Origin of the sequence: Streptomyces sp. NPDC020681, assembly GCF_044334895.1 — a bacterium.
Taxonomy (GTDB): domain Bacteria; phylum Actinomycetota; class Actinomycetes; order Streptomycetales; family Streptomycetaceae; genus Streptomyces.
Window position 1 is genome coordinate 21,112 of the sequence record NZ_JBIRTX010000004.1, and the last position, 23,441, is coordinate 44,552.

Annotated in this window: 19 protein-coding genes; 11 read left to right on the forward strand and 8 right to left on the reverse strand. The window is 70.5% G+C overall.

Going from position 1 to position 23,441, the window contains the following annotated elements; all coding sequences use genetic code 11:
* Positions 1-12 precede the first annotated feature (12 nt).
* From ACH4YL_RS10330 to ACH4YL_RS10340, 3 genes are all read right to left on the reverse strand, one after another.
* Positions 13-1,269: an ABC transporter substrate-binding protein gene (locus ACH4YL_RS10330; protein WP_398506687.1), complete on the reverse strand. Its 1,257-nt coding sequence runs from the start codon at positions 1,267-1,269 to the stop codon at positions 13-15.
* A 119-nt stretch (positions 1,270-1,388) separates the two neighbouring features.
* Complete coding sequence (locus ACH4YL_RS10335; RefSeq protein WP_398506689.1) at positions 1,389-3,188, reverse strand: AMP-dependent synthetase/ligase; 1,800 nt, start codon at positions 3,186-3,188, stop codon at positions 1,389-1,391.
* A gap of 266 nt (positions 3,189-3,454) precedes the next feature.
* Positions 3,455-4,345, reverse strand: coding sequence for a LysR substrate-binding domain-containing protein (locus tag ACH4YL_RS10340; protein WP_398506691.1), 891 nt, complete (start codon positions 4,343-4,345; stop codon positions 3,455-3,457).
* 125 nt (positions 4,346-4,470) lie between these two features.
* Here ACH4YL_RS10340 and ACH4YL_RS10345 point away from each other — a divergent pair, with 125 nt between their 5' ends.
* The 5 genes from ACH4YL_RS10345 (at position 4,471) to ACH4YL_RS10365 (ending at position 10,395) form a co-directional block, all read left to right on the forward strand.
* Positions 4,471-5,496 carry a bile acid:sodium symporter family protein gene (locus tag ACH4YL_RS10345; RefSeq protein ID WP_398506693.1) on the forward strand — a complete coding sequence of 342 codons (1,026 nt, stop codon included), beginning with the start codon at positions 4,471-4,473 and terminating at the stop codon, positions 5,494-5,496.
* A 74-nt stretch (positions 5,497-5,570) separates the two neighbouring features.
* The gene (locus ACH4YL_RS10350; RefSeq protein ID WP_398506695.1) at positions 5,571-6,092 is read left to right on the forward strand and encodes an isochorismatase family protein; all 522 of its coding nucleotides are present in this window, start codon (positions 5,571-5,573) and stop codon (positions 6,090-6,092) included.
* Positions 6,089-6,460, forward strand: coding sequence for a (2Fe-2S) ferredoxin domain-containing protein (locus tag ACH4YL_RS10355; RefSeq protein WP_398506696.1), 372 nt, complete (start codon positions 6,089-6,091; stop codon positions 6,458-6,460). Before ACH4YL_RS10350 ends, ACH4YL_RS10355 begins: the two co-directional genes overlap by 4 nt.
* 322 nt (positions 6,461-6,782) lie before the next feature.
* Positions 6,783-8,681 carry a LamG-like jellyroll fold domain-containing protein gene (locus ACH4YL_RS10360; RefSeq protein WP_398506697.1) on the forward strand — a complete coding sequence of 633 codons (1,899 nt, stop codon included), beginning with the start codon at positions 6,783-6,785 and terminating at the stop codon, positions 8,679-8,681.
* Positions 8,682-8,727: 46 nt separating this feature from the next.
* Positions 8,728-10,395, forward strand: a complete 1,668-nt coding sequence (locus ACH4YL_RS10365) for a PHP domain-containing protein (protein WP_398506699.1) — start codon at positions 8,728-8,730, stop codon at positions 10,393-10,395.
* An 80-nt stretch (positions 10,396-10,475) separates the two neighbouring features.
* On the opposite strand, the gene fdhD is transcribed toward ACH4YL_RS10365, so the two are convergent.
* From fdhD to ACH4YL_RS10390, 5 genes are read right to left on the reverse strand one after another with little or no spacing between them, the layout of a single operon-like run.
* Positions 10,476-11,315: a formate dehydrogenase accessory sulfurtransferase FdhD gene (gene fdhD / locus ACH4YL_RS10370; protein WP_398507324.1), complete on the reverse strand. Its 840-nt coding sequence runs from the start codon at positions 11,313-11,315 to the stop codon at positions 10,476-10,478.
* A 5-nt stretch (positions 11,316-11,320) separates the two neighbouring features.
* On the reverse strand, positions 11,321-12,181 hold the full coding sequence (locus ACH4YL_RS10375) for a 2Fe-2S iron-sulfur cluster-binding protein (RefSeq protein WP_398506701.1): 861 nt from the start codon (positions 12,179-12,181) through the stop codon (positions 11,321-11,323).
* Entirely contained in the window at positions 12,178-13,989 is a 1,812-nt protein-coding gene (locus ACH4YL_RS10380; RefSeq protein ID WP_398506703.1) for an NADH-ubiquinone oxidoreductase-F iron-sulfur binding region domain-containing protein, read from the reverse strand. Before ACH4YL_RS10380 ends, ACH4YL_RS10375 begins: the two co-directional genes overlap by 4 nt.
* On the reverse strand, positions 13,980-15,908 hold the full coding sequence (locus ACH4YL_RS10385) for a molybdopterin oxidoreductase family protein (protein ID WP_398506705.1): 1,929 nt from the start codon (positions 15,906-15,908) through the stop codon (positions 13,980-13,982). The genes ACH4YL_RS10380 and ACH4YL_RS10385 overlap by 10 nt, the downstream gene beginning before the upstream one ends.
* On the reverse strand, positions 15,905-16,888 hold the full coding sequence (locus tag ACH4YL_RS10390; RefSeq protein ID WP_398506707.1) for a 2-dehydropantoate 2-reductase: 984 nt from the start codon (positions 16,886-16,888) through the stop codon (positions 15,905-15,907). Before ACH4YL_RS10390 ends, ACH4YL_RS10385 begins: the two co-directional genes overlap by 4 nt.
* A gap of 243 nt (positions 16,889-17,131) precedes the next feature.
* Between ACH4YL_RS10390 and ACH4YL_RS10395 the strand changes: the two genes are divergently transcribed.
* The 6 genes from ACH4YL_RS10395 (at position 17,132) to ACH4YL_RS10420 (ending at position 23,432) form a co-directional block, all read left to right on the forward strand.
* Positions 17,132-18,079 (forward strand): beta-ketoacyl-ACP synthase III, encoded by a 948-nt coding sequence (locus tag ACH4YL_RS10395; RefSeq protein WP_398506709.1) that lies wholly within the window; start codon positions 17,132-17,134, stop codon positions 18,077-18,079.
* Between the two features lie 30 nt (positions 18,080-18,109).
* A complete protein-coding gene (locus ACH4YL_RS10400; protein ID WP_398506711.1) occupies positions 18,110-18,586 on the forward strand; it encodes an NUDIX domain-containing protein in 477 nt (158 codons plus the stop codon).
* A 101-nt stretch (positions 18,587-18,687) separates the two neighbouring features.
* Positions 18,688-19,362, forward strand: a complete 675-nt coding sequence (locus tag ACH4YL_RS10405) for a GntR family transcriptional regulator (RefSeq protein WP_398506713.1) — start codon at positions 18,688-18,690, stop codon at positions 19,360-19,362.
* 208 nt (positions 19,363-19,570) lie between these two features.
* Complete coding sequence (locus tag ACH4YL_RS10410) at positions 19,571-20,752, forward strand: ROK family protein (protein WP_398506715.1); 1,182 nt, start codon at positions 19,571-19,573, stop codon at positions 20,750-20,752.
* Between the two features lie 122 nt (positions 20,753-20,874).
* Entirely contained in the window at positions 20,875-22,398 is a 1,524-nt protein-coding gene (locus ACH4YL_RS10415; RefSeq protein WP_398506717.1) for a sugar ABC transporter ATP-binding protein, read from the forward strand.
* The gene (locus tag ACH4YL_RS10420; RefSeq protein ID WP_398506719.1) at positions 22,395-23,432 is read left to right on the forward strand and encodes an ABC transporter permease; all 1,038 of its coding nucleotides are present in this window, start codon (positions 22,395-22,397) and stop codon (positions 23,430-23,432) included. Before ACH4YL_RS10415 ends, ACH4YL_RS10420 begins: the two co-directional genes overlap by 4 nt.
* Positions 23,433-23,441 lie beyond the last annotated feature (9 nt).

Below are 23,441 nucleotides of genomic sequence, written 5' to 3' on the forward strand. Positions count from 1 at the left end.
GACGGGAGTCCCTCAGCCGAAGGGGACGGGTTCGTAGCACTTGAAGGGCGAGGACACTTGGTACGCCCCGTTCTTCAACTGCACGAGCGCGCCGCAGCCGAATGCCTCCTTCTGTCCCTTGGGCAGGCTCCGGTCGCCGACCATCGTGCCGGTGTCGGAGAAGCCCGCGGCGGCCTTCTGGAAGGACTCGACCGTCAGGTCCTTGCCCGCCTTCTCGGCGATGGCGAGGAAGAAATCGGCGGACATGTATCCGGTCATCATGTGCATATTGAGCGGCACGTCCTTGCCCGCTGCCTTCCGGATGTCGTCCTTGAACTGCCGCATCGCGGCGCTCGACGACTCGAACGGCTCGAAGGACAGCAGCACATGCACCCCGTCGAGAGCCTGCTTGGTCGCGTCCTTGGCGAGCAGCCCGGGGTCGTAGTCCGTCGGGTCGGTGATGACGCCCTTGAACCCGGCCCGCTTGACCGCAGTGAACAGACCGATGTTGTACGGCGTCTGCATCACGGAGACGACGGCGTCGGGAGCCTTGCCGCCGTTGCTGCGCAGAATCTCCTTCGTGTACGCGGACCAGTCGCTCGGCAGCGAGGTCGCGGGGACGGCCGCCTTCGCATAGCTGACCCGGAAGCCCGCCGCGGCGAAGCCCTGCTTGTACGTGCGGATGGCGAAGGTGCCCGCGTCGTTGTCGTTGGCGAGGACCGCGACCGACTTGCCTTTCGCGCCGCCGAGCACATGCGCGAGACCCTCGGGCCAGCTCTGCGTGATGGTGCCGCCGGGCATGGGCACCATGCAGCCGCCGAAGCCGTAGATGTACTTCGGCCCGCAGAACTGCGGAACCGTGCCCCAGCCGAAGGTCGGCACCTGCTGCTTCTCCAGGAAGTCCGCGCCGGAGAAGGTCACCGAGCTCATCGGCGAGACGGCGAAGACCTTCTCCTGCTGGACGAGCTTGCGCGCGGCGGCGAGGTTTCTGGCCGGATCCTGACCGTCGTCCTCGGCGCCGAGGTACTCGATCTTCCGGCCGTTCACGCCGCCTTCGGCGTTGGCGCGCTCGTAGCGTGCCCGGGCCCCGAGGTCGGTGTCCTTCTTGGAGTAGCCGCTGGCGGTGGTCATGGAGACGATGCCGCCGACCTTGATGGAGTCCGGGGTCACGCCGCGTACGGCGGCGCTGTCCTTGCCGCTCGGTTCACCGGACGTGGAGGCGGAGTTGCAGGCGGTGGCGAGCAGCAGCGCCGCGGCGGCTGTGGCGATGGTGCGGATCGGTCGCAACACAGTGGGTCCCTCCGTCGGGTGACCGAAATTCTGTGCTGGACCTGACGGGTCGTCAATAACTGATGCAGCGTTATTTGATGACCCGTCAGAGCTCGTCAGGGCCGACGAGGGAGCGGTCGTCAGCCGTAGAGCGCGTTGACCTCGACCGCGTAAGCCGACTCGATCGCCTTCCGCTTGAGCTTCAGCGACGGCGTCAGCAGCCCGTGCTCCTCGCTGAAGGGATGGGCCAGAATCCGGAACGTACGGATCGACTCGGCCTGCGACACCAGCGTGTTGGCGGCGACCACCGCCCGCCGGATCTCCATCTCCAGGTCCGGGTCGCGCACCAGGTCGGCCGGCGGCAGCGGCGCCTTGTTCTGCATCGCCAGCCAGTGCTCGACGGCCTCCTGGTCGACGGTGACCAGCGCCGCGATGTACGGCCGGTCATTGCCGACCACGATGCACTGCGCCACCAGCGGATGCGCCCGTACGCGCTCCTCCAGGCCGATCGGCGAGACGCTCTTGCCGCCGGAGGTCACCAGGATCTCCTTCTTCCGCCCGGTGATGGTGAGATAGCCGTCCTCGTCGAGCGCGCCGAGATCGCCGGTGGCCAGCCAGCCGTCGTGCAGCACGGCGTCGGTGGACTTCGGGTCGCCGAGGTAGCCCTGGAAGATGTTCGCGCCGTGCAGCCAGATCTCGCCGTCCTCCGCGATGTGGACGGTGGTGCCGGGGATCGGCTGTCCGACGGTGCCGTACCGGGTGCGCTCCGGAGGGTTCGCCGTCGCGGCCGCCGTGGACTCGGTGAGTCCGTATCCCTCGAAGACGGTGACGCCCGCGCCTTCGAAGAAGAGGCCGAGCCGCCGGTCCATGCCGGAGCCGCCGGACATCGCGTGCCGTACGCGCCCGCCCATCGCGTCGCGGACCTTTCCGTACACGAGCTTCTCGAAGAGCTGGTGCTGCATCCGCAGCCCGGCGGACGGGCCGGGGCCGATGCCGAAGGCCCGGTGTTCCATGGCTTCCGCGTACTTCACCGCCACTTCGACGGCCTTGTCGAACGGGCCCGACTTCCCCGCCGCCTCCGCCTTGCGGCGGGCCGCGTTGAAGACCTTCTCGAAGATGTACGGCACGGCCAGGATGAACGTGGGCCGGAACGACGCAAGGTCCGGCAGCAGCGCGCTCGCCTGGAGCACCGGCTGATGGCCCATCTTGACCCGGCCGCGGATCGCGGCGACCTCGACCATCCTGCCGAAGACGTGCGACAGGGGCAGGAAGAGCAGTGTGGCGGCCTCGTCACCGGGCTTGGAGTGGAAGACGGACTCCCAGCGGGCGATCATGGTGTCGGTCTCGAACATGAAGTTGGCGTGCGTGATCACACAGCCCTTGGGGCGGCCGGTGGTGCCCGAGGTGTAGATGATGGTGGCGATCGTGTCGGGCGTCAGCGCGCGGCGGTGCCGGTGCACCACGTCCTCTTCGATGTGCTCGCCGTCCCGCACCAGTTCCTCGATCGCGCCGGCGTCCAGCTGCCACAGTCGCTTGAGCAGCGGCAGCCGGTCGACGACCGAGCCGATCGTCATCGCATGGTCCTCGTGCTCCACCATGCACGCCGTCACTTCCGAGTCGTGCAGCATCCACCAGACCTGCTCGGCGGACGAGGTGGGATAGATGGGCACGGACTGGGCGCCGACGGTCCAGAGCGCGAAGTCGAAGAGCGTCCACTCGTAGCGCGTACGGCACATCAGGGCGACGCGGTCACCGAAGCGCACGCCGTGCGCGATCAGGCCCTTGGCCAGCGCGAGCACCTCGTCGCGGAACATAGCGGCGGACACGTCCTGCCATTGGCCCGCCGCGTCCTTGCGTCCGAGCGCGACTCGGCCCGGGTCGTCCTCGGCGTTGTCGAAGACCGCATCCGCCAGTCCACCGACCTGAGGCGCTGCGTCCATAGGGGGGACAGTGAACTCGCGCAATGGCCTGCTCCTTGTGGCGCTGTGCACAGCGCCGCGACGCTACCCCACGACGCCCTTGTGCGGGAGGGCGTGAGTGAACTGTGGACGAATGGCATCACCACAGGTCAGACGCAGAAATCCGGTCACATGGGGAAGGCTCGGGCGGAGTTCTGACCGAAGGGTAAGTTTGCTGGGGGCGAATCTCCACGGAATCTGTACGCAGCGATCACGGTGGCTTTACTGGTACTAGGTCGTGTCCGCAGTCAGCGGGGGCGCGGTCCGGCCGGGCGGTGCAGCCGGTCGCCGCCCGCCAGGATCGAAGCGGCCAGCGCGTCGGCCGCCTCCTGAGCGCCTGGAGCCGCGCCGGGGCGGCGGCCGTGCAGCAGAACGAAGTCCACATCGCCCAGTTCGGGCAGGCCCGCGCGGGCCGGGACCGGCACCAGGCCCAGCGGGATCAGCCCGCGGGTGTGGGCCATCACGCCAAGGCCCGCCTGGGCCGCCGCGATCAGACCGCTCAGGCTGGTGCTCGTACAGGCGATCCGCCATGCGCGGCCGTCGGCCTCCAGCGCCTCCAGGGCGCGGGCGCGTGTGATGCCGGGCGGCGGGAAGACGATGAGCGGCACCGGGCGGTCCGGGTCCAGCCGCAGCTCCGGAGCGCCGATCCAGGTCAGCGTGGACTGCCAGACGAGCTCGCCGTGCGTGTCGCCGGTCCGCCGCTTGGCGAGGACGAGATCGAGACGGCCCGCCTCAAGGCGCTTGTGCAGCGTGCCGGAGAGCTCGACGCTGAGCTCAAGATCGACCTCGGGGTGATCGCGCCGGAAGGCCCCCAGGATCTCGGGCAGCCGGGTCAGCACAAAGTCCTCGGAGACCCCGAAACGCAGCCGCCCGCGCAGCCGCTTGCCTGTGAAGAACGCGGACGCGCGTTCATGGGCCTGCAGGATCGTCCGCGCGAAGCCGAGCATCGCCTCGCCGTCCTCGGTGAGCTCAACGCTGTGCGTGTCCCGGGTGAACAGCGTTCTGCCGGTGGCCTCCTCCAGCCGCCGCACATGCTGGCTCACGGTCGACTGCCGCAGGCCGAGCCGGCGGGCCGCCTGTGTGAAGCTCAGGGTCTGCGCGACCGCGAGAAAGGTGCGCAGCTGGGCGGGGTCGTACATGCTTCGAGCCTAACCGGTCATCGCGATTCGTGATGACAGTCAGAGTGGTGTACGGGATTCCCGATCGCCTTGATCCGGAGCACCATGGGGAGGGCACGGCCCTGAACCGAGAGCAAGTGGAGCACATGAGCCGCCGCACGATGCAATGGCCGTCCTGGCTGCCGGTCGATCCGTACATCATGGCGCTGCTCGGGACGGTGGCCCTCGCGGCACTGCTCCCGGCGTCGGGCCGGGCGGCCGATGTGGCGGGCGGGGCGTCGACGGGCGCGGTGGCGCTGCTCTTCTTCCTGTACGGCGCGCGGCTTTCGACCCGCGAGGCGCTGGACGGGCTCAGGCACTGGCGGCTGCATGCGACGGTGCTGGCGGCGACGTTCCTGGTCTTCCCGCTGCTGGGGCTGGCGGCACGGGGACTCGAACCGCTGGTACTGACTCCGCAGCTGTACAGCGGGCTGCTGTTCCTGTGCCTGGTGCCGTCGACGATCCAGTCGTCGATCGCCTTCACCTCGATCGCCCGCGGCAATGTGCCGGCGGCGATCTGCGCGGGATCCTTCTCCAGCCTCGCCGGGATCCTCCTGACACCGCTGCTCGCGGCGCTGCTGCTCGGCGGCGGCGCGGGCGGCTTCTCCGCGGACTCGCTGCTGAGGATCGTGCTGCAACTGCTGGTGCCGTTCCTGGCGGGGCAGCTGCTGCGGCGATGGGTCGGCGGCCTCCTCGCCCGGCACCGCAAGGCACTCGGACACGTCGACCGGGGCTCGATCCTGCTCGTCGTCTACACGGCCTTCAGCGAAGGCATGGTCGCGGGCGTCTGGCACCAGGTGACACCGCTGCGGCTGGGCGGGCTGCTCCTCGTCGAGGCGGCGCTGATGGCGGCGATGCTCGGCGTGACGTGGTACGGCGCGAAGCGGCTCGGTTTCGGCCGGGCGGACCGGATCGCCATCCAGTTCGCGGGCTCCAAGAAGAGCCTGGCGGCCGGGCTTCCGATGGCGACCGTGCTGTTCGGGGCGCAGGCGAGCCTGGCGGTGCTGCCGCTGATGCTGTTCCACCAGATGCAGTTGATGGTGTGCGCGGTGCTGGCGAAGCAGAGGGCGCGGGAGGCGGCGGAGGCGGCGGAACCGGTGGGCGCCGCGCGGGAGCGAGTCCCGGTCGCTTGAACAGCGGCGACACCGTGGCGTGAACCTTCCCCCGACGGGCGTACGAGATCATCCCGGCGGATAGCGTTGAGGTCATGCCCGTACTCGACGCGCGTCGCAGCGCACTTGTCCTCGTCGACCTGATGGAGCGCATCGTCGCGCTGCCGCTCGCACCCCGCACCGGCGAGGAGGCGCTCGCGACCGGTTCGGAACTGGCCGAGGCCTTCCGTGCGGCGGGTGCGCCCGTGGTCCTGATCCGCGTGGAGCGGCAGGGCGTCGAGACACAACCGCCGGGCAGCGGCCTCGTCCCGGCGCTTGTGCACGACGAGGACACCGTGGTCGTCAAGCGCACGATCGGCGGCTTCCAGGGCACCGGGCTGCACGAGGCCCTCGCCGGGCGGGGGGTCACGACGCTGGTGTTCGGCGGCATCGCCACGAACCTGGGCGTTGAGTCGACCGCCCGCGCGGGCGGCGACCTCGGGTACGAACTCGTCTTCGCCGAGGACGCGATGACCGCGTTCACCGCCGAAGAGCACCGCGCGGCAGTGGAGTTGAACTTCCCGCGCCTCGGTACGGTCGTGCCGGCGGCCGAGATCGCCTTCGGCCGGCCGGAGTGACGCACACGCCGATACGCCCGTTCGCCGCACGTCCCTGCACGCTCGTCGTCTGCCGCGGTTGCTGCTGCGGCGACTCGCCGGTGGGCCAGCTGGCCCGGCTGCGTGCCGAGGCGGCGGCATCCGGCGGCCGGTTCGCGGTCCGCACGAGCGACTGCCTCGGCCCGTGCGGCCAGGCGAACGTGATCGTGGTCCAGCCCTCTACGGAAGCCCGCCGCGGTGGCGCTCGCGCGGTCTGGATCGGCTGGGCGTCGGACGACGCGTCCACGGACGAGATCGTGGCCTGGGCGCAGGAGGGCGGCCCGGGCGTGTCCCCGATTCCCCCGACCCTGGACCTCCAAACGGTCCCGACCCCGTCCCGCCGCGGCTGACTACGTGACCGCGCCGCTGCCGCTGCGCGCGCTCGCGACTGCCCGCAGGCGACACCGTGTTGGGCCGGCCGGAGACCTGCCGGCCGGCCCCGCCTGACCGCGCTGCCGCTGTCGGCAGGCGCTCACGGCGGCCACCGCGCACCAACCAGTCGCGGACGACGACCGGACCGTCCAACCCGCCCGGCCGGCCCCCCGGGCCACACCTCCCGCCGCAGTCATTCACCCAAGCTTCGCCCAGGCGTCGCCACTCAGGCTTCCTTCTGCACAGGACCCGCGATTGGCTGCACCTGCTCACCCCGACGAACGCACCGCGGAGACGTCCATGTGCAGTCCGCTCCACCAGCCCGACGGCCCCCTCCCCGCCGCCAGCCGTCGTACGTTCCTGCGCGCCACCGGACTCACGGGCGCCGCCGCGGCCGCGGCCGCCGGAGGACTCGCGGCCGCCGCGCCCGCCGTGGCCCTGCCGCAGCAGAAGACCGGCGACAACGTTGCCAGCTGGCGTCCCGACCCCGACAGCCCGCGGTTCACGTTTGTCGTCATGCCCGACACGCAGTACCTCTTCGACGGTGCCAGCATCCACGCCGAACCCGTCAAGGCCTCCCTGCGCTACCTCCTCGACCACGGCCGCGACGAGAACATCGTCTTCCTCTCCCACCTCGGCGACCTCACCGAGAACGGGCAGCCTGCCGAATTCGGCCCGCTGAGCGAGGCCTTCGAGATCCTGGACCGGCGCCGGGTCGGCTACAGCGTCGTCGCCGGCAACCACGACATCAAGTCGTCGACCGACGACCAGCGCGGCCGTACTCCCTACCTCGACGCCTTCGGGCCGCAGCGCCTGCGACGGCTGCCCACCTTCGGGGGTGCCACACCCGACGGCTACAACACGTACCACCTCTTCCGCGCCGCCGGCCGCGAGTGGCTGGTCCTGGCTCTCGACTGGCGGCCGTCGGCGGGCTCGCTCGCCTGGGCCAGGCGCGTCATCGCACAGCACCCGAAGACGCCGGTCATCCTCACGACGCACGAGCTCGTGTACGCGAACGAGTACGGCGACGAGGCCGAGTTCTCCTCGCACGGCAAGCATCTGTGGGACGAACTGATCGCCGACAACGACCAGATCTTCCTCACCCTCAACGGCCACTACTGGCCCGCCGCCCGCACCACCCGCAAGAACGCCGCCGGCCACGACGTGCACCTGCACATCACCAACTATCAGAACCGGTACTACGGCGGCAGCGCCATGATCCGCCTCTACCGCTTCGACCTCGCCAGGAACACCATCGACGTGGAGACCATCTCCCCATGGATCCTCGGCCGCGCAGGCGACGACCTCAATGAGCTCGAGCGCCGCGAGATCGAAATGACCGGCCCCCAGGACAGCTTCTCCGTGCCTGTCGACTTCGAGCAGCGCTTCGCGGGCTTCGCGCCCGTCCCGGCGCGCGGTCCCCGCCCGGCCTCGAAGATGCTGGTGCCCGGAACCGTCGCGTACTGGCGATTCGACACCGGCCGGCCGGACGGCTCCCCGGCCGACGCCGCCCTCCGTGTCCCCGACCTGTCGGGCCACGGCAACGACCTTTCCCGGGAGACGGTCCCCGGTTCCCCGGCCGACGCCCTGCGCTGGTCCGGCAGTCACCACCCCGACCAGCCGGGGCACGGCAGCCTCTACTTCGACGGCGGCAAGCCGCCGCTGCACGGCGCGTATCTCCGTACCGCCCATGGCGCGCCGCTCAACGCCAAGACCTTCCGCTCCGGCTACACGATCGAGGCCTTCCTCAAGCTCCCCGCCGACTGGGACGCCGGACACCACGCCTGGGGATCGGTGCTCAGCCGCCGCGGCACGCTCGGCGCCGCCGGCAAGACCGCGGGTGACCCGGAGGAGCCGATCGTCACGCTCTCCCTCTCCGACGGACCCGGCCTCCAGTGGGCGGCCGCGCCGCTGAACCAGCCCGGCCTGGTGACCAACTGGAGCCACGAGCTGGAGCGCGAGAGCTGGTGGCATGTCGCCGTCGTCAACGACGGACGGCACACCACGATGTACGTCGACGGCTGCCAGGTCGCCCGCAACCCCGCCACCCGCAGCACGGGACTCGCCACCCTCGGCCTGCCGTGGCTGCTCGGCGGCTACGAGTACGGCGGCACCCTCGACCAGCTGATGCACGGCTGGCTCGGCGACATCAGGATCGTCGAACGCGCCCTGCCCGTAAGCGATTTCCTGAACGCCTGACCACAGTGCCCCGTCCCACCGCGCCACGCCCGAAGGAGAACCCCGAATGAGCCCCAACCAGCCCCTGCCGCGCTGGGCGGACCCCGACGTCCCCGCCGACTCGCTCGACCCGCAGGGACTGTCGCGGCGCGGACTGCTGCGCGGCGCCGGTCTGTTCGGCGCCGCGTTCGCGGGCGGGGCGCTCCTCGCGCCCGCCGCCGAGGCGCACACGACCGCCTCCTTCGGCGACCCGAACCTCGTCTATCTCGTCGGCGACCACCATGTGCACTCCGTCTACAGCCACGACGCGAAGTACACCTTCTCCCAACTGGCCCGCGCCGCGGCCGCCTTCGGCGTCGACTGGATGGTCTTCACCGAGCACAGCAACTTCGGCCACGCCCGGGCCGGCGGCGCCGAGGCGGAGCACCGGGAGATACTCAAGGCCCGTGCCGAGAACCGGCGCATGCTGATCTTCCAGGGCCTGGAGTGGTACATCCCCGGCGCCGAGCACGCCACCGTCTTCTCCTCGCCCGGACGCCACGAGGTCGATCTGCTCACCCGGTTCGAGGAGGCCTACGACGGCAAGCTCCTCGGCTACACCGCGGGCGGCCCGGCCCACCCGGACACCCCGCGCAACGAGGCCCACGCCGTCAAGGCGCTCCAGTGGCTCGACCAGCAGCGCCGCTGCGGCTACGTCGACGACGTCCTCGTGCTCGCCAACCACCCGCTGCGGCTCGGCATCGACTCACCGCACGAGATGCGCGCCTGGCGCGACGCCGCTCCCGGCGTCATGATCGGCATGGAGGGCGCGCCCGGCGCCCAGGGCGCCGCGCACCCCGGCCGCGGATCGGCCGGCATCCGCGGCGAGTACGAGAATGCTCCCTCCGCGAACTCCTTCCCCGGCTATCCGCTCGACGCCTATGTGACGTACGGCGGCTTCGACTGGGCCACCGCGACCGTCGGCGGCCTCTGGGACGCGATGCTCGCCGAGGGCAAGCTCTTCTCGATCACCTCCAACTCGGACGTGCACCGGGTCGTGTTCGACACCTGGAAGAACGGCGACTGGCTGCCGGGCCAGAACTTCGACAACACCGGCCGCCTCCCGGACCCCGTCAACACCACCGAGCCCCAGCCCGGCAGCGACCTGTGGCCGGGCCAGTTCAGCCGCACGCACGTCGGCGTGACCCGCTACGGCTACCGCCAGGTGATGGCCGGACTGCGGGCCGGCCGCGTCTGGGTCGACCACGGCCAGCTCGTCGACGGCCTCGAGGTCCGCGTGAACAGAGAGCACGGCATCGGCCGCGGCGTCACGCTCGGCGGACGGCTGCGGGTGCGCCGTGGCGAGAAGCTCGTCCTGAATGTCTCCGTCACCACCGCATCGCGCCCCAACCACCAGGGCGAGCTGCCGAAGCTGACCCATCTCGACGTGATCCGCGGCGCGGTGACCGGACCGGCGGCCGACCGCGACGAGTGGCGCGCGCCCGACACCCGGGTCGTGCACACCGCCGACGTCGAGGGCCGCCAGGGCCGGTTCACCCTGCGCATCCCGCTGGGCAGGGCCGAGGAGTCGTTCTACGTACGGCTCCGCGGCAGCGACGGCAGGCGCAACGGCCCCGGCCTCCTCGGCGCGGCGATCGACCCGCACGGCCCGGTCAGGCACGAGCCCGGCAACGGCGACCCGTGGGTGGACACCTGGTGCTACACCAACCCGGTCTTCGTGGACGTCGTCCGCTGACGGGACCTGCCCGGAAGGACCCGGCCGGCGCAGGGGGCGCTCCCCGCCGGCCGGGTCCGGGCCCGTGCAGCGGGTGCGCTTCAGACCCGGTTGCCCAGGGCGATGCGCTCGTCACCCGCGTACACGTTCATGTTGGCGCCGCGCAGAAAACCGATGAGGGTCAGGCCCGTCTCGGCGGCCAGGTCGACGGCGAGCGAGGACGGCGCGGAGACCGCGGCGAGCACCGGAATCCCGGCCATCACCGCCTTCTGCGCCAGCTCGAACGAGGCCCGGCCCGAGACCAGCAGAATCACCCGGGACAGCGGCAGCCTGCCGTCCTGCAGGGCGCGGCCGACCAGTTTGTCGACGGCGTTGTGCCGGCCGACGTCCTCCCGGATGTCGAGCAGTTCGCCCTCCTCGGAGAAGAGCGCGGCAGCGTGCAGACCCCCGGTCCGGTCGAAGACCCGCTGTGCCGCCCGCAGCCGGTCGGGGAGGCCGGCGAGCAGAGCTGGCTCGACACGGACCGGGGGAGTGTCGGCTATCGGAAAGCGGGCGGTGGTGCGTACGGCGTCGAGGCTGGCCTTGCCGCACAGACCGCAGGACGAGGTTGTGTAGACGTTGCGCTCCAGCGTGATGTCCGGCAGCTCGACGCCGGGCGCGAGCTGGACGTCCACCACGTTGTACGTGTTCGAGCCGTCGTCCGTGGCACCCGCGCAGTACACGATGTTCCGTACGTCGGACGCGGCGCCGATCACGCCCTCGCTGACCAGGAAACCGGCCGCGAGCGCGAAGTCGTCGCCCGGCGTGCGCATCGTGATCGCGAGGGACTTCCCGTTGAGACGGATCTCCAGCGGCTCCTCGGCCACGAGGGTGTCGGGACGGGTGGAGACAGCGCCGTCCCTGATGCGGATGGTGCGGCGGCGCTCGGTGACCCGTCCCATGACGATCACATCCGATTCTGTACGTGCTGGTAGCCGAAGCGGCCCTTGATGCAGAGGTTGCCGTGGGTCACCGGGTTGTCGTGCGGCGAGGTGACCTTGACGATTTCATTCTCCTGCACATGCAGGGTGAGGTTGCAGCCGACGCCGCAGTAGGCGCAGACGGTCGTTGTCTCGGTCTGCGCCGCCTCGTCCCAGGTCCCGGCGTCGCGCATGTCGAACTCCGTCTTGAAGGAGAGCGCGCCGGTGGGGCAGACCTCGATGCAGTTGCCGCAGTAGACGCAGGCGGAGTCGGTGAGCGGGGCGTCGTGCTCGGTGGAGATACGGGAGTCGAAGCCGCGGCCCGCCACGGCGATGGCGAAGGTGTTCTGCCACTGCTCGCCGCAGGCGTCCACGCACTTGTAGCAGAGGATGCACTTGTCGTAGTCGCGCACATACAGGTCGTTGTCGACCTTCGGCTCCTCGTTGACCCGGGCCGCGTCGATGCCGAACCGGTCCGGCTTCGCCTCGTACTCCTTGATCCACTCGGCGGCTCGCGGGGTCGTCGACAGATCCGTGGAGGAGGCCAGCAGCTCAAGCACGATCTTGCGGCTGTGCCGGGCACGCTCGGTGTCGGTGCGCACCGACATGCCGGCCTCCGCGCGCCGTGAGCAGGCGGGCGCGAGCGTGCGCGCGCCCTCCACCTCCACCACGCACACCCGGCAGGCGTTCTTCGGAGTGAGAGTGTCGCCCTCGCAGAGCGTCGGGATGTCCTTGCCGGCGGCCCGGCAGGCGTCCAGGATCGTGTCGCCCTCGGGGACCCGCACGGTCTCCTCGTCGAGCGTGAACTCGACGAGACGGCGCGGCGGCCCCAGCGGTATCGCGGTCATTCGTAGGCTCCCAGCCGGTCGATGGCGGATTCGACGGCGTTCCAGGCGGTCTGTCCCAGACCGCAGATCGAGGCGTCGCGCATGGCCTGTCCGACCTCGCGCAGCAGTGCGATGTCAGCGGCGGCAGCCGCGCCGGTACGGTCCTGGATGCGGTGCAGCGCCTCCTCCTGGCGGACCGTGCCCACGCGGCAGGGCACGCACTGCCCGCAGGACTCGTCCCGGAAGAACTCGGCGATGCGCAGCAGGATCCGCGGCAGTTCGACGGTGTCGTCCAGCACCAGCACCACCCCGGAGCCGAGCGTCGTCCCGGCCTCGCGGGTGCCCTCGAAGGTGAGCGGGATGTCCAGCTCGTCGGGGCGCACGAAACTTCCCGCGGCCCCGCCGAGGAGCACCGCTCGCACGGTCCGCGGCGGCCCGGCGAGCTCGATCAGCTCGCGCAGCGTGGCCCCGAACGGCAGCTCGTACACGCCAGGACGAGCGACATTGCCGGAGAGACAGAAGAGCTTGGTCTCCTCGGCCCGTCCGTTGAGTATGGGCAGCACATTGACCAGCGTCTCCACGTTGTTGACGGCGGTCGGCTTGCCGAAGAGGCCCTTCTCGACGGGGAACGGCGGCTTGGTGCGGGGTTCGCCGCGGTACCCCTCGATCGAGTTGAAGATCGCGGTCTCCTCGCCGCAGATGTACGCGCCCGCCCCGCGGCGTATCTCGATGTCGAAGGCATAGCCCTGGCCGAGGACGTCGTCACCGAGCAGCCCGCGGGCCCGTGCCTGCCCGATGGCCTCGGCCAGCCGGGCCAGCGCGCGCGGATACTCACCGCGGAGATACAGATAGCCCTGGTGCGCGCCGATGGCATAGCCCGCGATGGTCATCGCCTCGATCAGCGCGTACGGATCGCCTTCCATCAGGACACGGTCCTTGAAGGTGCCGGGTTCGCTCTCGTCGGCGTTGCAGACCAGATAGTGGGGGTGGTCCGGCTGCGAGGCGGTGGCCTGCCACTTGCGGCCGGTCGGGAAGGCCGCGCCGCCGCGGCCGAGGAGTCCGGCGTCGGTGACTTCGCGGATGACTGCGGCCGGGCCGATGGCGAACGCCCGCCGGAGGGCGGCGTATCCGCCGTTGGCGCGGTAGTCGTCGAGGTCGGTGGGGTCGACGACGCCGATCCGCCCGAGCAGGGTCAGCCCGGGCTGCCCGGCCTGCGGCACGGCGGTTTCGGCCGGGGCCTCGTCGGGCGCGTCCGCCGGTGCCCGGGCGGCGCTCGCGACTGCCTCGGCGGTGGCGGGTGCCATCACGGCGGTGGCGTACGGGACTTGGTCCGAGGCGGAGCCCCGGGAAGGGACGCCCGCCTGGAGGAGCAGGGCCGCCGGGGCCCGTTCGCACAGGCCCAGGCAAGGGCTCGGCTGAACCGACACGTCCGGGCCCACACCGTCCGCCAGCGCCATGGAGCCGCCGCGGGCCGCGCACGCCAGGTCCGTGCAGACGTGCAGCACCTTGGCCGGACGCGGCTTCACCGAGAACAGGGAGTAGAACGTGGCGACGCCGTACGCCTCCGCCGGCGGCACCGTCAGCCGTCGGCAGATGTAGTCCAGCGCGCCTTCGCTCAGCCACCCCACCCGGTCGTTCACCGCATGCAGCGCCGGCAGCAGCAGATCCCGCCTCTCACGCGCGGCCGCACCGCCGCGCGCCCAGTGCAGATCCTCCTCCGTGCGGTCGGTGCCGCCCTCCCAGCCGGTCTCCGGCGGGCCCAACAGCCCGTCGACGGCGGCTCGTTCGTCGTCGGTCGCCTTAGCCGCGTCCGCGAATTTCAGGTCCATGCTGTTGCCGCCAGCTTCTCGATCCGGATGGCGGACGCCTTGAACTCGGCCGTGCCCGCGATCGGGCAGTTCGCCTCGATCGTCAGCTGGTTGGTGTCGACCTCGTCGGGGAAGTGCATCGTCATGAAGGCGAGCCCCGGCCGCAGGGCGGGGTCGACCCACACCGGCGCCGTCACAGAGCCGCGCCGCGAGGAGATCCGTACCTCCTCGCCGACCGAGACCCCGTACGCCTCCGCGTCCTCCGGGCACAGCTCGATGTACTCGCCGCGCCGCAGCGGAGAGGCGAAAGAGCCGCTCTGCACACCAGTGTTGTACGAGTCGAGACGCCGTCCGGTCGTCAGCCGCAGCGGAAACTCCTCGTCCGTCAGATCCACCGGCGGATCGTGCTGGACAAGTCCGAACGCCGCAGGCATGCCGCGCCGCGCCGGATCCGTCTCCCACAGCCGGGCGTGCAGGAAGCTCGACGGCAGTTCCGCCACGTCGGGGCAGGGCCACTGCAGGCCCTGGTGCTCGTCGAGCCGCTCGTACGTCATGCCGAAGTGGTCGGGGGAGAGCGAACGCAGCTCGTTCCAGACCGCTTCGGAGTCGGCGAACTTCCAGTCGTGGCCGAGTCGTTCGGCCATGGCGCAGATGATGTCGATGTCCTCGCGGGCTTCTCCGGGCGGCACCAGCGCCGCCCGTACGCGCTGCACCCGGCGCTCGCTGTTGGTCGTGGTGCCGTCCGTCTCGGCCCAGGCGGCCGTGGCGGGCAGCACCACGTCCGCCATCTCCGCGGTCTTGGTCAGGAAGATGTCCTGCACCACCAGATGGTCGAGCGCGGCGAGCCGCCGGATCGCCTGCTCGCTGTCGGCCTCGGACTGCGCCGGGTTCTCGCCGATGCAGTACACCGCGCGCAGTTCGCCGCTCTCCATCGACTCGAACATCTCGGTGAGCGTCATGCCGTAGCGCGGCTGGATGACCGTGTCCCAGGTCCGCTCGAACTTGCCCCGGGCCGCCGGGTCGAGGATGTCCTGGAAGCCGGGCAGCCGGTTGGGGATCGCGCCCATGTCGCCGCCGCCCTGCACGTTGTTCTGGCCGCGCAGCGGCTGCACCCCGGCGCCGTACCGGCCGACCTGGCCGGTGAGCAGCGCCAGATTGATCAGCGCCCGGACATTGTCCGTGCCGTTGTGGTGCTCGGTGATGCCGAGCGTCCAGCACAGCTGCGCCCGTTCGGCCGTGGCGTAGGCGTGCGCCAGTTCGCGGATCGCGGCGGCCGGCACTCCGGTCACCTTCTGGGCGGCGGTCAGCGTCCATGGTTCGACGAGCTCGGCGTACTCCTCGAAGCCGGTGGTCGCACGCTCCACAAAGGCGCGGTTGACCAGGCCGGCGTGGATGATCTCCCGGCCGACGGCGTGTGCCAGTGGAATGTCGGTGCCGACGTTGAGCCCGAGCCAGCTCTCCGCCCACTCCGCGGTCGAGGTACGCCGCGGATCGACGGCGTACATCCGCGCGCCGTTGCGTATGCCCTTCAGGACGTGCTGGAAGAAGATCGGGTGGGCGAAGCGGGCGTTGGAGCCCCACATCACGATCAGATCGGTGTGGTCGACCTCTTCGTACGAGGAGGTGCCGCCGCCGGAGCCGAAGACCGCCGACAGGCCCGCGACGCTCGGTGCGTGACAGGTGCGGTTGCAGGAGTCGACATTGTTGGTGCCCATCACCACGCGGGTGAACTTCTGCGCCACATAGTTCATTTCATTGGTCGCGCGGGCGCAGGAGAGCATCGCGAAGGCGTCCGGTCCGTGCTCGTCGCTCGCCTGCCGGAACCCGGCCGCCGCCCGTTCCAGTGCCTCGTCCCAACTCGCCCTGCGCAACTGCCCGTCGCCTTCGCGCACGAGCGGATGCGTGAGCCTCGGATACTGCTTCTTCGGCTTCTTCTTCATGCTGCACTTCCTGCTGAGGCGGTCGTTGCAAGGAGATCGGCGAGTGCGTGCACGGCGCACAGCTTCGGCACGGGGGTCCTCGTGAGGGCGGCCAGCTCGACGACGGCCGCGAGCAGCACGTCCAGTTCGAGCGGCTTGCCTTTCTCCAGGTCCTGGAGGGTGGAGGTCTTGTGGTCGCCGACGCGCTCGGCGCCGGCGATGCGCCGCTCCACGGAGATCTTCGGGTGGCAGCCGACGGCGGCCGCGACCTCGAGCGTCTCGCGCATCATCGTCTCGACCAGCGCCTTGGTGTCCCGGTGGCGGCAGATCTGCGCCATCGTGGCTCGGGAGAGCGCGCTGATCGGGTTGAAGGAGATGTTGCCGAGCAGCTTGATCCAGATGTCGTTGCGCAGATCCGGTTCGACGGGGCACTTGAGCCCGCCCGCGACCATGGCCTCGCTGAATGCGAGGCACCGCCGTGACACGCTCAGATCCGGTTCGCCGATGGAGAAGCGGGTGCCTTCCAAGTGGCGTACGACACCGGGCCCTTCGAGCTCGGTGGCGGCGTAGACGACACAGCCGATGGCGCGTTCGGGCGGCAGTGTCGCGCTGACCGCGCCGCCCGGGTCGACGCTCTCGATGCGGCGTCCGGTGTACGGGCCGGGCAGCCCGTGGAAGTACCACCAGGGGATGCCGTTCTGGGCGGCGATGACGGCCGTGTTCCGGTGCAGCAGCGGATGCACCAACGGGCCGGACGCCGCATAGGAGTTGGCCTTGAGGCCGAGGAAGACATAGTCCACCGGCCCGACCGAGGACGGGTCGTCGGTGGCGTTCGGGCGCGCGGTGAAGTCGCCGCGCGGGCTGAGCACGCGGACGCCGTCCCGGCGCATGGCCGCGAGGTGCGGTCCGCGGGCGATGAGATGGACTTCGGCGCCGGCGCGATGCAGCGCGGCCCCGACGTATGCGCCGATGGCACCGGCGCCGACAACTGCGACTTTCACGGGGGCTCTCCGTTCGGTTGAGCGACCGAGCGAGGGCGGAAGTGAGGGAGATCAGAAGGAGGGTTTCGGCGAGTGCGTCGACAGAATATTGTCTACAGTATGCCTTTCAGGCGGTCAAGACTCGTCACATCCTTCGGGAAGCTCCAAATTCAAGGCCCGGAATCCTGTGGGATCACTTGCACGCGTACCGGGCGGTAGCGACCAAGACTGGGAGATTCCACTGTCCGCACGGAGAGGATCCACATGATCGGCTCACGCATCGTCGCGCTCGGGCACTACCAGCCCGCCAAGGTGCTCACCAATGAGGACCTGGCGGCACTGGTGGATACCAGCGACGAGTGGATCCGCAGCCGCGTGGGCATCAGGACCCGGCACGTCGCGGCGGACGACGAACCGGTCGACGAACTGGCTGCCCACGCCGCCGCGAAGGCGCTCGCCTCCGCGGGGCTCGTCGCCGACGACATCGACCTCGTACTCGTCGCCACCTCCACCGCCGTCAACCGCTCGCCGAACATGGCGGCGCGCGTCGCGGCCCGTCTCGGCATGGGCTCGCCCGCCGTGATGGACCTGAATGTGGTGTGCGCGGGCTTCACCCATGCGCTCGCCACCGCCGACCACGCACTGCGGGCCGGAGCCGCCCGGCGCGCGCTGGTCATCGGCGCCGACAAGATGGCCGAAGTGACCGACTGGAGCGACCGCACCACCTGCGTCCTCGTCGGTGACGGCGCTGGCGCGGCGGTCGTCGAGGCGACCGGCGACGGCGAGGAGCCGGGCATCGGGCCGGTGCTGTGGGGCTCGGTCCCGGAGATGGGTCACGCCGTACGGATCGAAGGCACTCCGCCCCGCTTCGCGCAGGAGGGCCAGTCCGTCTACCGCTGGGCCACCACCCAGCTGCCGCCCATCGCCCGCAAGGTCTGCGAACGCGCGGGCGTCACGCCCGAGGAACTGGCGGCCGTCGTGCTGCACCAGGCGAATCTGCGGATCATCGAGCCCGTCGCCCAGAAGATCGGCGCGGTGAACGCGGTGATCGCCCGCGATGTGGTCGAGTCCGGCAACACCTCGGCGGCGTCGATCCCGCTGGCGCTCTCCAAGCTGGTGGAACGCGGCGAGATCGAGTCGGGAGATCCGGTGCTGCTGTTCGGCTTCGGCGGCAATCTCTCCTACGCGGGTCAGGTCGTCCGCTGCCCCTGAGCAGCGGATCATCAGGGCAGACTGAACCGCATGGTCGCGAAGCGAAGTGCGGGACTGCTGCTGTTCCGCAGACGGAGTACGGACATCGAAGTGCTCATCGGGCACATGGGCGGGCCGTTCTGGGAGGGCAAGGACACCAAGGCCTGGTCGGTGCCGAAGGGCGAGTACACCCCGGAGGAGGAGCCGATGGCCGCCGCGCGCCGGGAGTTCGAGGAGGAGCTGGGCCTTCGGCCGCCGGACGGCGACTGGCTGCCGCTCGGCGACGCCCGGCAGTCCAGCGGCAAGGTGGTCACCGTCTGGGCGCTCGAGGGCGACCTCGACACGGATCTCGTGGTGCCGGGCACCTTCACGATGGAGTGGCCCATGCGCTCGGGCCGGATGCAGGAGTTCCCGGAGATCGACCGTGCGGAGTGGACGGGTGTCGACGAGGCGCGGGAGAAGCTGGTGCCGGGGCAGCGGGTCTTCCTCGACCGGCTGCTGGAGCTTGCGGTTTCCGGCCCGAAGTGACGTGGATCTCGGACCGTTTCCGTGTGCACGGGATTGCGCTCGGTAGACTGTAGACGATAACCAATGGTGTCTCGCCGCTGTCGGCCCAGAGGGGGACCGTGATGTTGTCCGCAGGACTGCCACAGGGAACTGTGCCCAAGCTGGAACGTCCCGGTCCACTGCGTGAGCGGGTCTACGAGGCGCTTCTCGAACTGATCACGACGCGCGCGCTCCGCCCCGGCCAGCACCTCGTCGAGAGCGAGCTCGCCGGCCATCTCGGCGTCTCCCGGCAGCCCGTGCGCGAGGCGCTGCAACGGCTGAACACCGAAGGCTGGGTCGATCTGCGCCCGGCGCAGGGCGCGTTCGTCCATGAGCCGACCGAGGCGGAGGCCGACCAGTTGCTCTCGGTCCGCACGCTGCTCGAGGCGGAGGCCGCCCGGCTCGCCGCCGCGAACTCCGGCTCGGCGGGCATCGTCGCGCTGGAGGAGCTCTGCGCCAAGGGTGAGCAGGCCGTCGCGAACGACGACGTGGACCTGGCGGTCGCCGCCAACGCGGCCTTCCACGCGAAGGTGATGGAGCTCGCCGGCAATGTCGTACTCGCCGGTCTTGCCGCGCAGGTGGACCGCAGGGTCCGCTGGTACTACACGCCCGTCGCGCGCCGGCGCGGCCACCAGTCCTGGATCGAGCACCGGCAGTTGATCGCCGCGATCTCGGCACGGGACGAGGTCCGCGCGACGGAGGTCATGCGCGCCCACACCGAACACACCCGCAAGACCTACCACCAGCGGGAGCAGTAGACCCGCCTCGGCCAGTTGGCGCACCAGCGCCGATCCCGCGTTTCCGGTCACGCCGGTCATCTCGTTCGCTCCGAGCTTTGTCCCGGGTGTGGAGAAAGTTGTGCCGGAACTCTGCTCAAGTTCTTCCCACTTGGTGAAAGCGCTGCTACGTTCCCCTCGAAAGCACGACGGACACGGCCGAAAAGGCGGGGAGGGGCTCGTGAGGCGCATGACCGCTCGACCCGCGAACGCCCACCAGGCGCGGCTGCTCAGGCTGCTGCGCGACGGCGGGCCCAACTCCCGTGCCCAGCTCGGCGATCAGGTCGACCTGTCCCGGTCCAAGCTCGCCGTCGAGGTCGACCGGCTGCTGGAGACCGGCCTCGTCGTCGCCGACGGACTCGCCGCATCGCGCGGCGGCAGGCGCTCGCACAACATCCGGCTCGCGCCCGCCCTGCGCTTCCTCGGCGTCGACATCGGCGCGACCTCGATCGACGTGGCCGTCACCAACGCCGAACTGGAGGTGCTGGGCCACCTCAACCATCCGATGGACGTACGAGAGGGCCCGGTCGCCGTCTTCGAGCAGGTCCTGTCGATGGCGGCCAAGCTCCGGGCCACCGGACTCGCCGAGGGTTTCGACGGCGCCGGGATCGGCGTGCCGGGACCCGTCCGCTTCCCCGAAGGCGTGCCGGTCGCACCGCCGATCATGCCGGGCTGGGACGGCTTCCCGGTCCGCGAGGCACTCAGTCAGGACCTGGGCTGCCCCGTCATGGTCGACAACGATGTGAACCTGATGGCGATGGGAGAGCAGCACGCCGGCGTCGCACGCTCCGTCGGCGACTTCCTCTGCATCAAGATCGGCACCGGCATCGGCTGCGGCATCGTCGTCGGCGGCGAGGTCTACCGCGGCACGACCGGAAGCGCCGGCGACATCGGCCATATCCAGGTCGAACCGGACGGCCGCGCCTGCGCCTGCGGCAACAAGGGCTGCCTGGAAGCCCACTTCAGCGGTGCCGCGCTCGCCCGCGACGCCGAGGACGCGGCGCGCACCGGCCGCTCGGAGGAACTCGCCGAACGGCTGGCGAGCGCCGGGCGGCTCACCGCGGTCGACGTCGCGGCAGCGGCCGCGGCCGGCGACGCCACCTCGCTCGAGCTCATCCGCGAGGGCGGCAACCGCGTCGGCCAGGTCATCGCCGGGCTCGTCAGCTTCTTCAACCCGGGCCTCGTGGTCATCGGCGGCGGTGTGACGGGCCTCGGCCACACGCTGCTGGCGAGCGTCCGCACCCAGGTCTACCGCCAGTCACTTCCGCTGGCCACCGGCAATCTCCCGATTGTGCTGGGCGAGCTGGGACCGACCGCCGGAGTCATCGGCGCGGCCCGGCTCATCAGCGACCACCTGTTCTCGCCGGCCTGACCGGTCGGCGCGCGCACGACGACAAGCGCCACCCGCACCACCCCGGACACTCCGCCGGGGACCCAAGCAACCGCAATACGCCCTGCCCGCTCACCGGCCGTACCCTGCCGAGGGGATTTGTCATGGCTCCAGAACCACCTCTGCTCACCATGTCCGGCATCACCAAGTCGTTCCCGGGCGTCCGCGCACTCGACGGAGTGGACCTCGAGGTCCTCGCCGGCGAGGTGCACTGCCTCCTCGGCCAGAACGGCGCCGGAAAGTCCACGCTCATCAAGGTCCTCGCCGGAGCGCACCAGCCGGACGGCGGAGCGATCACGTGGCGCGGCGACATCGTTTCCCTCAAGTCGCCCATCGCCGCCATGCGGCTCGGCATCGCCACCATCTACCAGGAACTCGACCTGGTCGAAGACCTGTCCGTCGCCGAGAACGTCTTCCTCGGGCACGAGCCCACCACCGCCGGATTCGTCGTACGAGGCGGGGACGCCAAGGCCGCAACTGCCAAGCTGCTCAAGCGACTCGGCCACGCGGAGATCGAACCGGCACGCCGTGTCGGCGATCTGTCCGCCGCCCAGCAGCAGATCGTCTCCATGGCCCGGGCGCTCTCCCACGAAGTACGGCTGATCGTGATGGACGAGCCCTCCGCGGCGCTCGACCCCGACGAGGTCGACAACCTCTTCCGTATCGTCGGCGACCTGACCGCGGACGGCGTCGCCGTCGTCTACATCTCGCACCGCCTGGAGGAGATCCGCCGGATCGGCGACCGGGTCACCGTGCTCAAGGACGGCCGTGCCGTCGCGGTGGGCCTGCCCGCCAAGTCCACGCCGACCCGCGAAGTCGTCGCCCTGATGACCGGCCGGAACGTCGAGTACGTCTTCCCGGAGCGGCCGGCCGCCGCACGGACCGACGGCCGGGCGCCGGTGCTGCGCGTCGAAGGCCTGGCCAGGGCGGGCGAGTTCGCGCCCGTCGACCTGGAACTGCGGCCCGGCGAGATCGTCGGACTCGCCGGGCTCGTCGGCTCCGGACGCTCCGAGATCCTGGAGACCATCTACGGCGCCCGCAAGCCCACCGCCGGACGCGTCCTCGTCGACGGCAGCCCGCTGCGGCCCGGCAGCGTCCGCTCCGCCGTCCGCGCCGGAGTCGGACTCGCACCCGAGGAGCGCAAGGCGCAGGCCCTGCTGATGCTCGAGTCCGTCACCCGCAATGTCTCCGTCTCCTCCCTCTCCCGCTTCTCCCGCGGCGGCTGGCTCGACCGCCGCGAGGAGCGCGCCGCCGCCCAGCGGGCAACCAGGGAACTGTCGCTGCGGCCCGACAACCCCGACGCCCGCATCCGCACGCTCTCCGGCGGCAATCAGCAAAAGGCCGTGCTCGCACGCTGGCTGCTGCGCGGCTGCCGCGTGCTGCTGCTGGACGAGCCGACCCGCGGTGTGGACGTCGGTGCGCGCGCCGAGCTCTATGCCGTGATCCGCCGGCTGGCCGACGAGGGCCTCGCCGTACTTCTCGTATCCAGCGAGGTGCCCGAAGTCCTGGGCCTCGCCGACCGGGTGCTGGTGCTGCGCGAGGGCAGCGTCGTGCACACGGCCGACGCCCGGGAACTGGATGAGCACCGCGTACTCGACCTTGTGATGGAAGGGAGCCCGACGGCATGACGCAGCCAGCCACCCCGGCGCAACAGGACGCGCCGATACCCATTGCCAAGTCCCAGCCGGACAACGGGGGTTGGCGTCGCCCGCTCGGACTGCGCCTCGATGTCCGCAATCTCTCGCTGCTGGGCGTCCTCGCCGTCCTGATCGCGGTCGGCGGCATCACCAAGCCCGATGAATTCCTCGCCACCAGCAATCTCCAGCTGGTGCTCACCCAGGCCTCCGTCATCGGTGTCGTCACCGTCGGCATGACCTTTGTGATCACCAGCGGCGGCATCGACCTGTCGGTCGGCGCGATCGTGGCCCTGGCCTCGGTCTGGGCGACCACCTTGGCCACCCAGGAGTACGGCTTCGCCGGCATCCTGTTCACCGCGGTCATCGTCGGCGTCGGCTGCGGTCTGGTGAACGGCCTGCTCATCGCGTACGGCGGAATGGTGCCGTTCATCGCGACGCTGGCCATGCTCGCCTCGGCCCGCGGACTCGCCCTGCAGATCACCGACGGCAAGACGCAGATCGTCACGGTGAACTCCGTGCTCGACCTCGGCATCAAGGACGCCTACATCCTCGGCATCCCGCCGCTGGTGCTGGTCTTCGCCGCGGTCACCGTCGTCGGCTGGCTGCTGCTGAACCGTACGACCTTCGGACGGCGCACCGTCGCGGTCGGCGGCAACGCGGAAGCGGCCCGGCTCGCCGGCATCGACGTACGACGCCAGCGGCTCTATCTGTATCTGCTCTCCGGACTGTGCTGCGGCATCGCCGCCTTCATGCTGATCGTCCTCGCCGGATCCGGCCAGAACACCAACGGCAACCTTTACGAACTCGACGCCATCGCCGCCGCGATCATCGGCGGCACCCTGCTGAGCGGCGGCCGCGGCACCATCGTCGGCTCCGTGCTCGGCGTCCTCGTCTTCACCACCATCACCAACATCTTCGCGCTCAACAACCTGGAGAGCGCCGTCCAGCAGATCGCCAAGGGCGCGATCATCGTCGCCGCCGTCCTGGTGCAGCACCGCACCTTGCGGGGCAGCGGCGAGAGCTGACTGCCGGCT

What these genes read in the sequence shown, in the direction of transcription:
- ACH4YL_RS10335 (WP_398506689.1), bottom strand. Translation starts at nt 3,188, where the DNA reads ATGGACGCAGCGCCTCAGGTCGGTGGACTGGCGGATGCGGTCTTCGAC.
- ACH4YL_RS10340 (WP_398506691.1), bottom strand. Translation starts at nt 4,345, where the DNA reads ATGTACGACCCCGCCCAGCTGCGCACCTTTCTCGCGGTCGCGCAGACC.
- ACH4YL_RS10345 (WP_398506693.1), top strand. Translation starts at nt 4,471, where the DNA reads ATGAGCCGCCGCACGATGCAATGGCCGTCCTGGCTGCCGGTCGATCCG.
- ACH4YL_RS10350 (WP_398506695.1), top strand. Translation starts at nt 5,571, where the DNA reads ATGCCCGTACTCGACGCGCGTCGCAGCGCACTTGTCCTCGTCGACCTG.
- ACH4YL_RS10360 (WP_398506697.1), top strand. Translation starts at nt 6,783, where the DNA reads ATGTGCAGTCCGCTCCACCAGCCCGACGGCCCCCTCCCCGCCGCCAGC.
- ACH4YL_RS10365 (WP_398506699.1), top strand. Translation starts at nt 8,728, where the DNA reads ATGAGCCCCAACCAGCCCCTGCCGCGCTGGGCGGACCCCGACGTCCCC.
- fdhD (WP_398507324.1), bottom strand. Translation starts at nt 11,315, where the DNA reads ATGGGACGGGTCACCGAGCGCCGCCGCACCATCCGCATCAGGGACGGC.
- ACH4YL_RS10375 (WP_398506701.1), bottom strand. Translation starts at nt 12,181, where the DNA reads ATGACCGCGATACCGCTGGGGCCGCCGCGCCGTCTCGTCGAGTTCACG.
- ACH4YL_RS10380 (WP_398506703.1), bottom strand. Translation starts at nt 13,989, where the DNA reads ATGGACCTGAAATTCGCGGACGCGGCTAAGGCGACCGACGACGAACGA.
- ACH4YL_RS10385 (WP_398506705.1), bottom strand. Translation starts at nt 15,908, where the DNA reads ATGAAGAAGAAGCCGAAGAAGCAGTATCCGAGGCTCACGCATCCGCTC.
- ACH4YL_RS10395 (WP_398506709.1), top strand. Translation starts at nt 17,132, where the DNA reads ATGATCGGCTCACGCATCGTCGCGCTCGGGCACTACCAGCCCGCCAAG.
- ACH4YL_RS10400 (WP_398506711.1), top strand. Translation starts at nt 18,110, where the DNA reads ATGGTCGCGAAGCGAAGTGCGGGACTGCTGCTGTTCCGCAGACGGAGT.
- ACH4YL_RS10405 (WP_398506713.1), top strand. Translation starts at nt 18,688, where the DNA reads ATGTTGTCCGCAGGACTGCCACAGGGAACTGTGCCCAAGCTGGAACGT.
- ACH4YL_RS10410 (WP_398506715.1), top strand. Translation starts at nt 19,571, where the DNA reads ATGACCGCTCGACCCGCGAACGCCCACCAGGCGCGGCTGCTCAGGCTG.
- ACH4YL_RS10415 (WP_398506717.1), top strand. Translation starts at nt 20,875, where the DNA reads ATGGCTCCAGAACCACCTCTGCTCACCATGTCCGGCATCACCAAGTCG.
- ACH4YL_RS10420 (WP_398506719.1), top strand. Translation starts at nt 22,395, where the DNA reads ATGACGCAGCCAGCCACCCCGGCGCAACAGGACGCGCCGATACCCATT.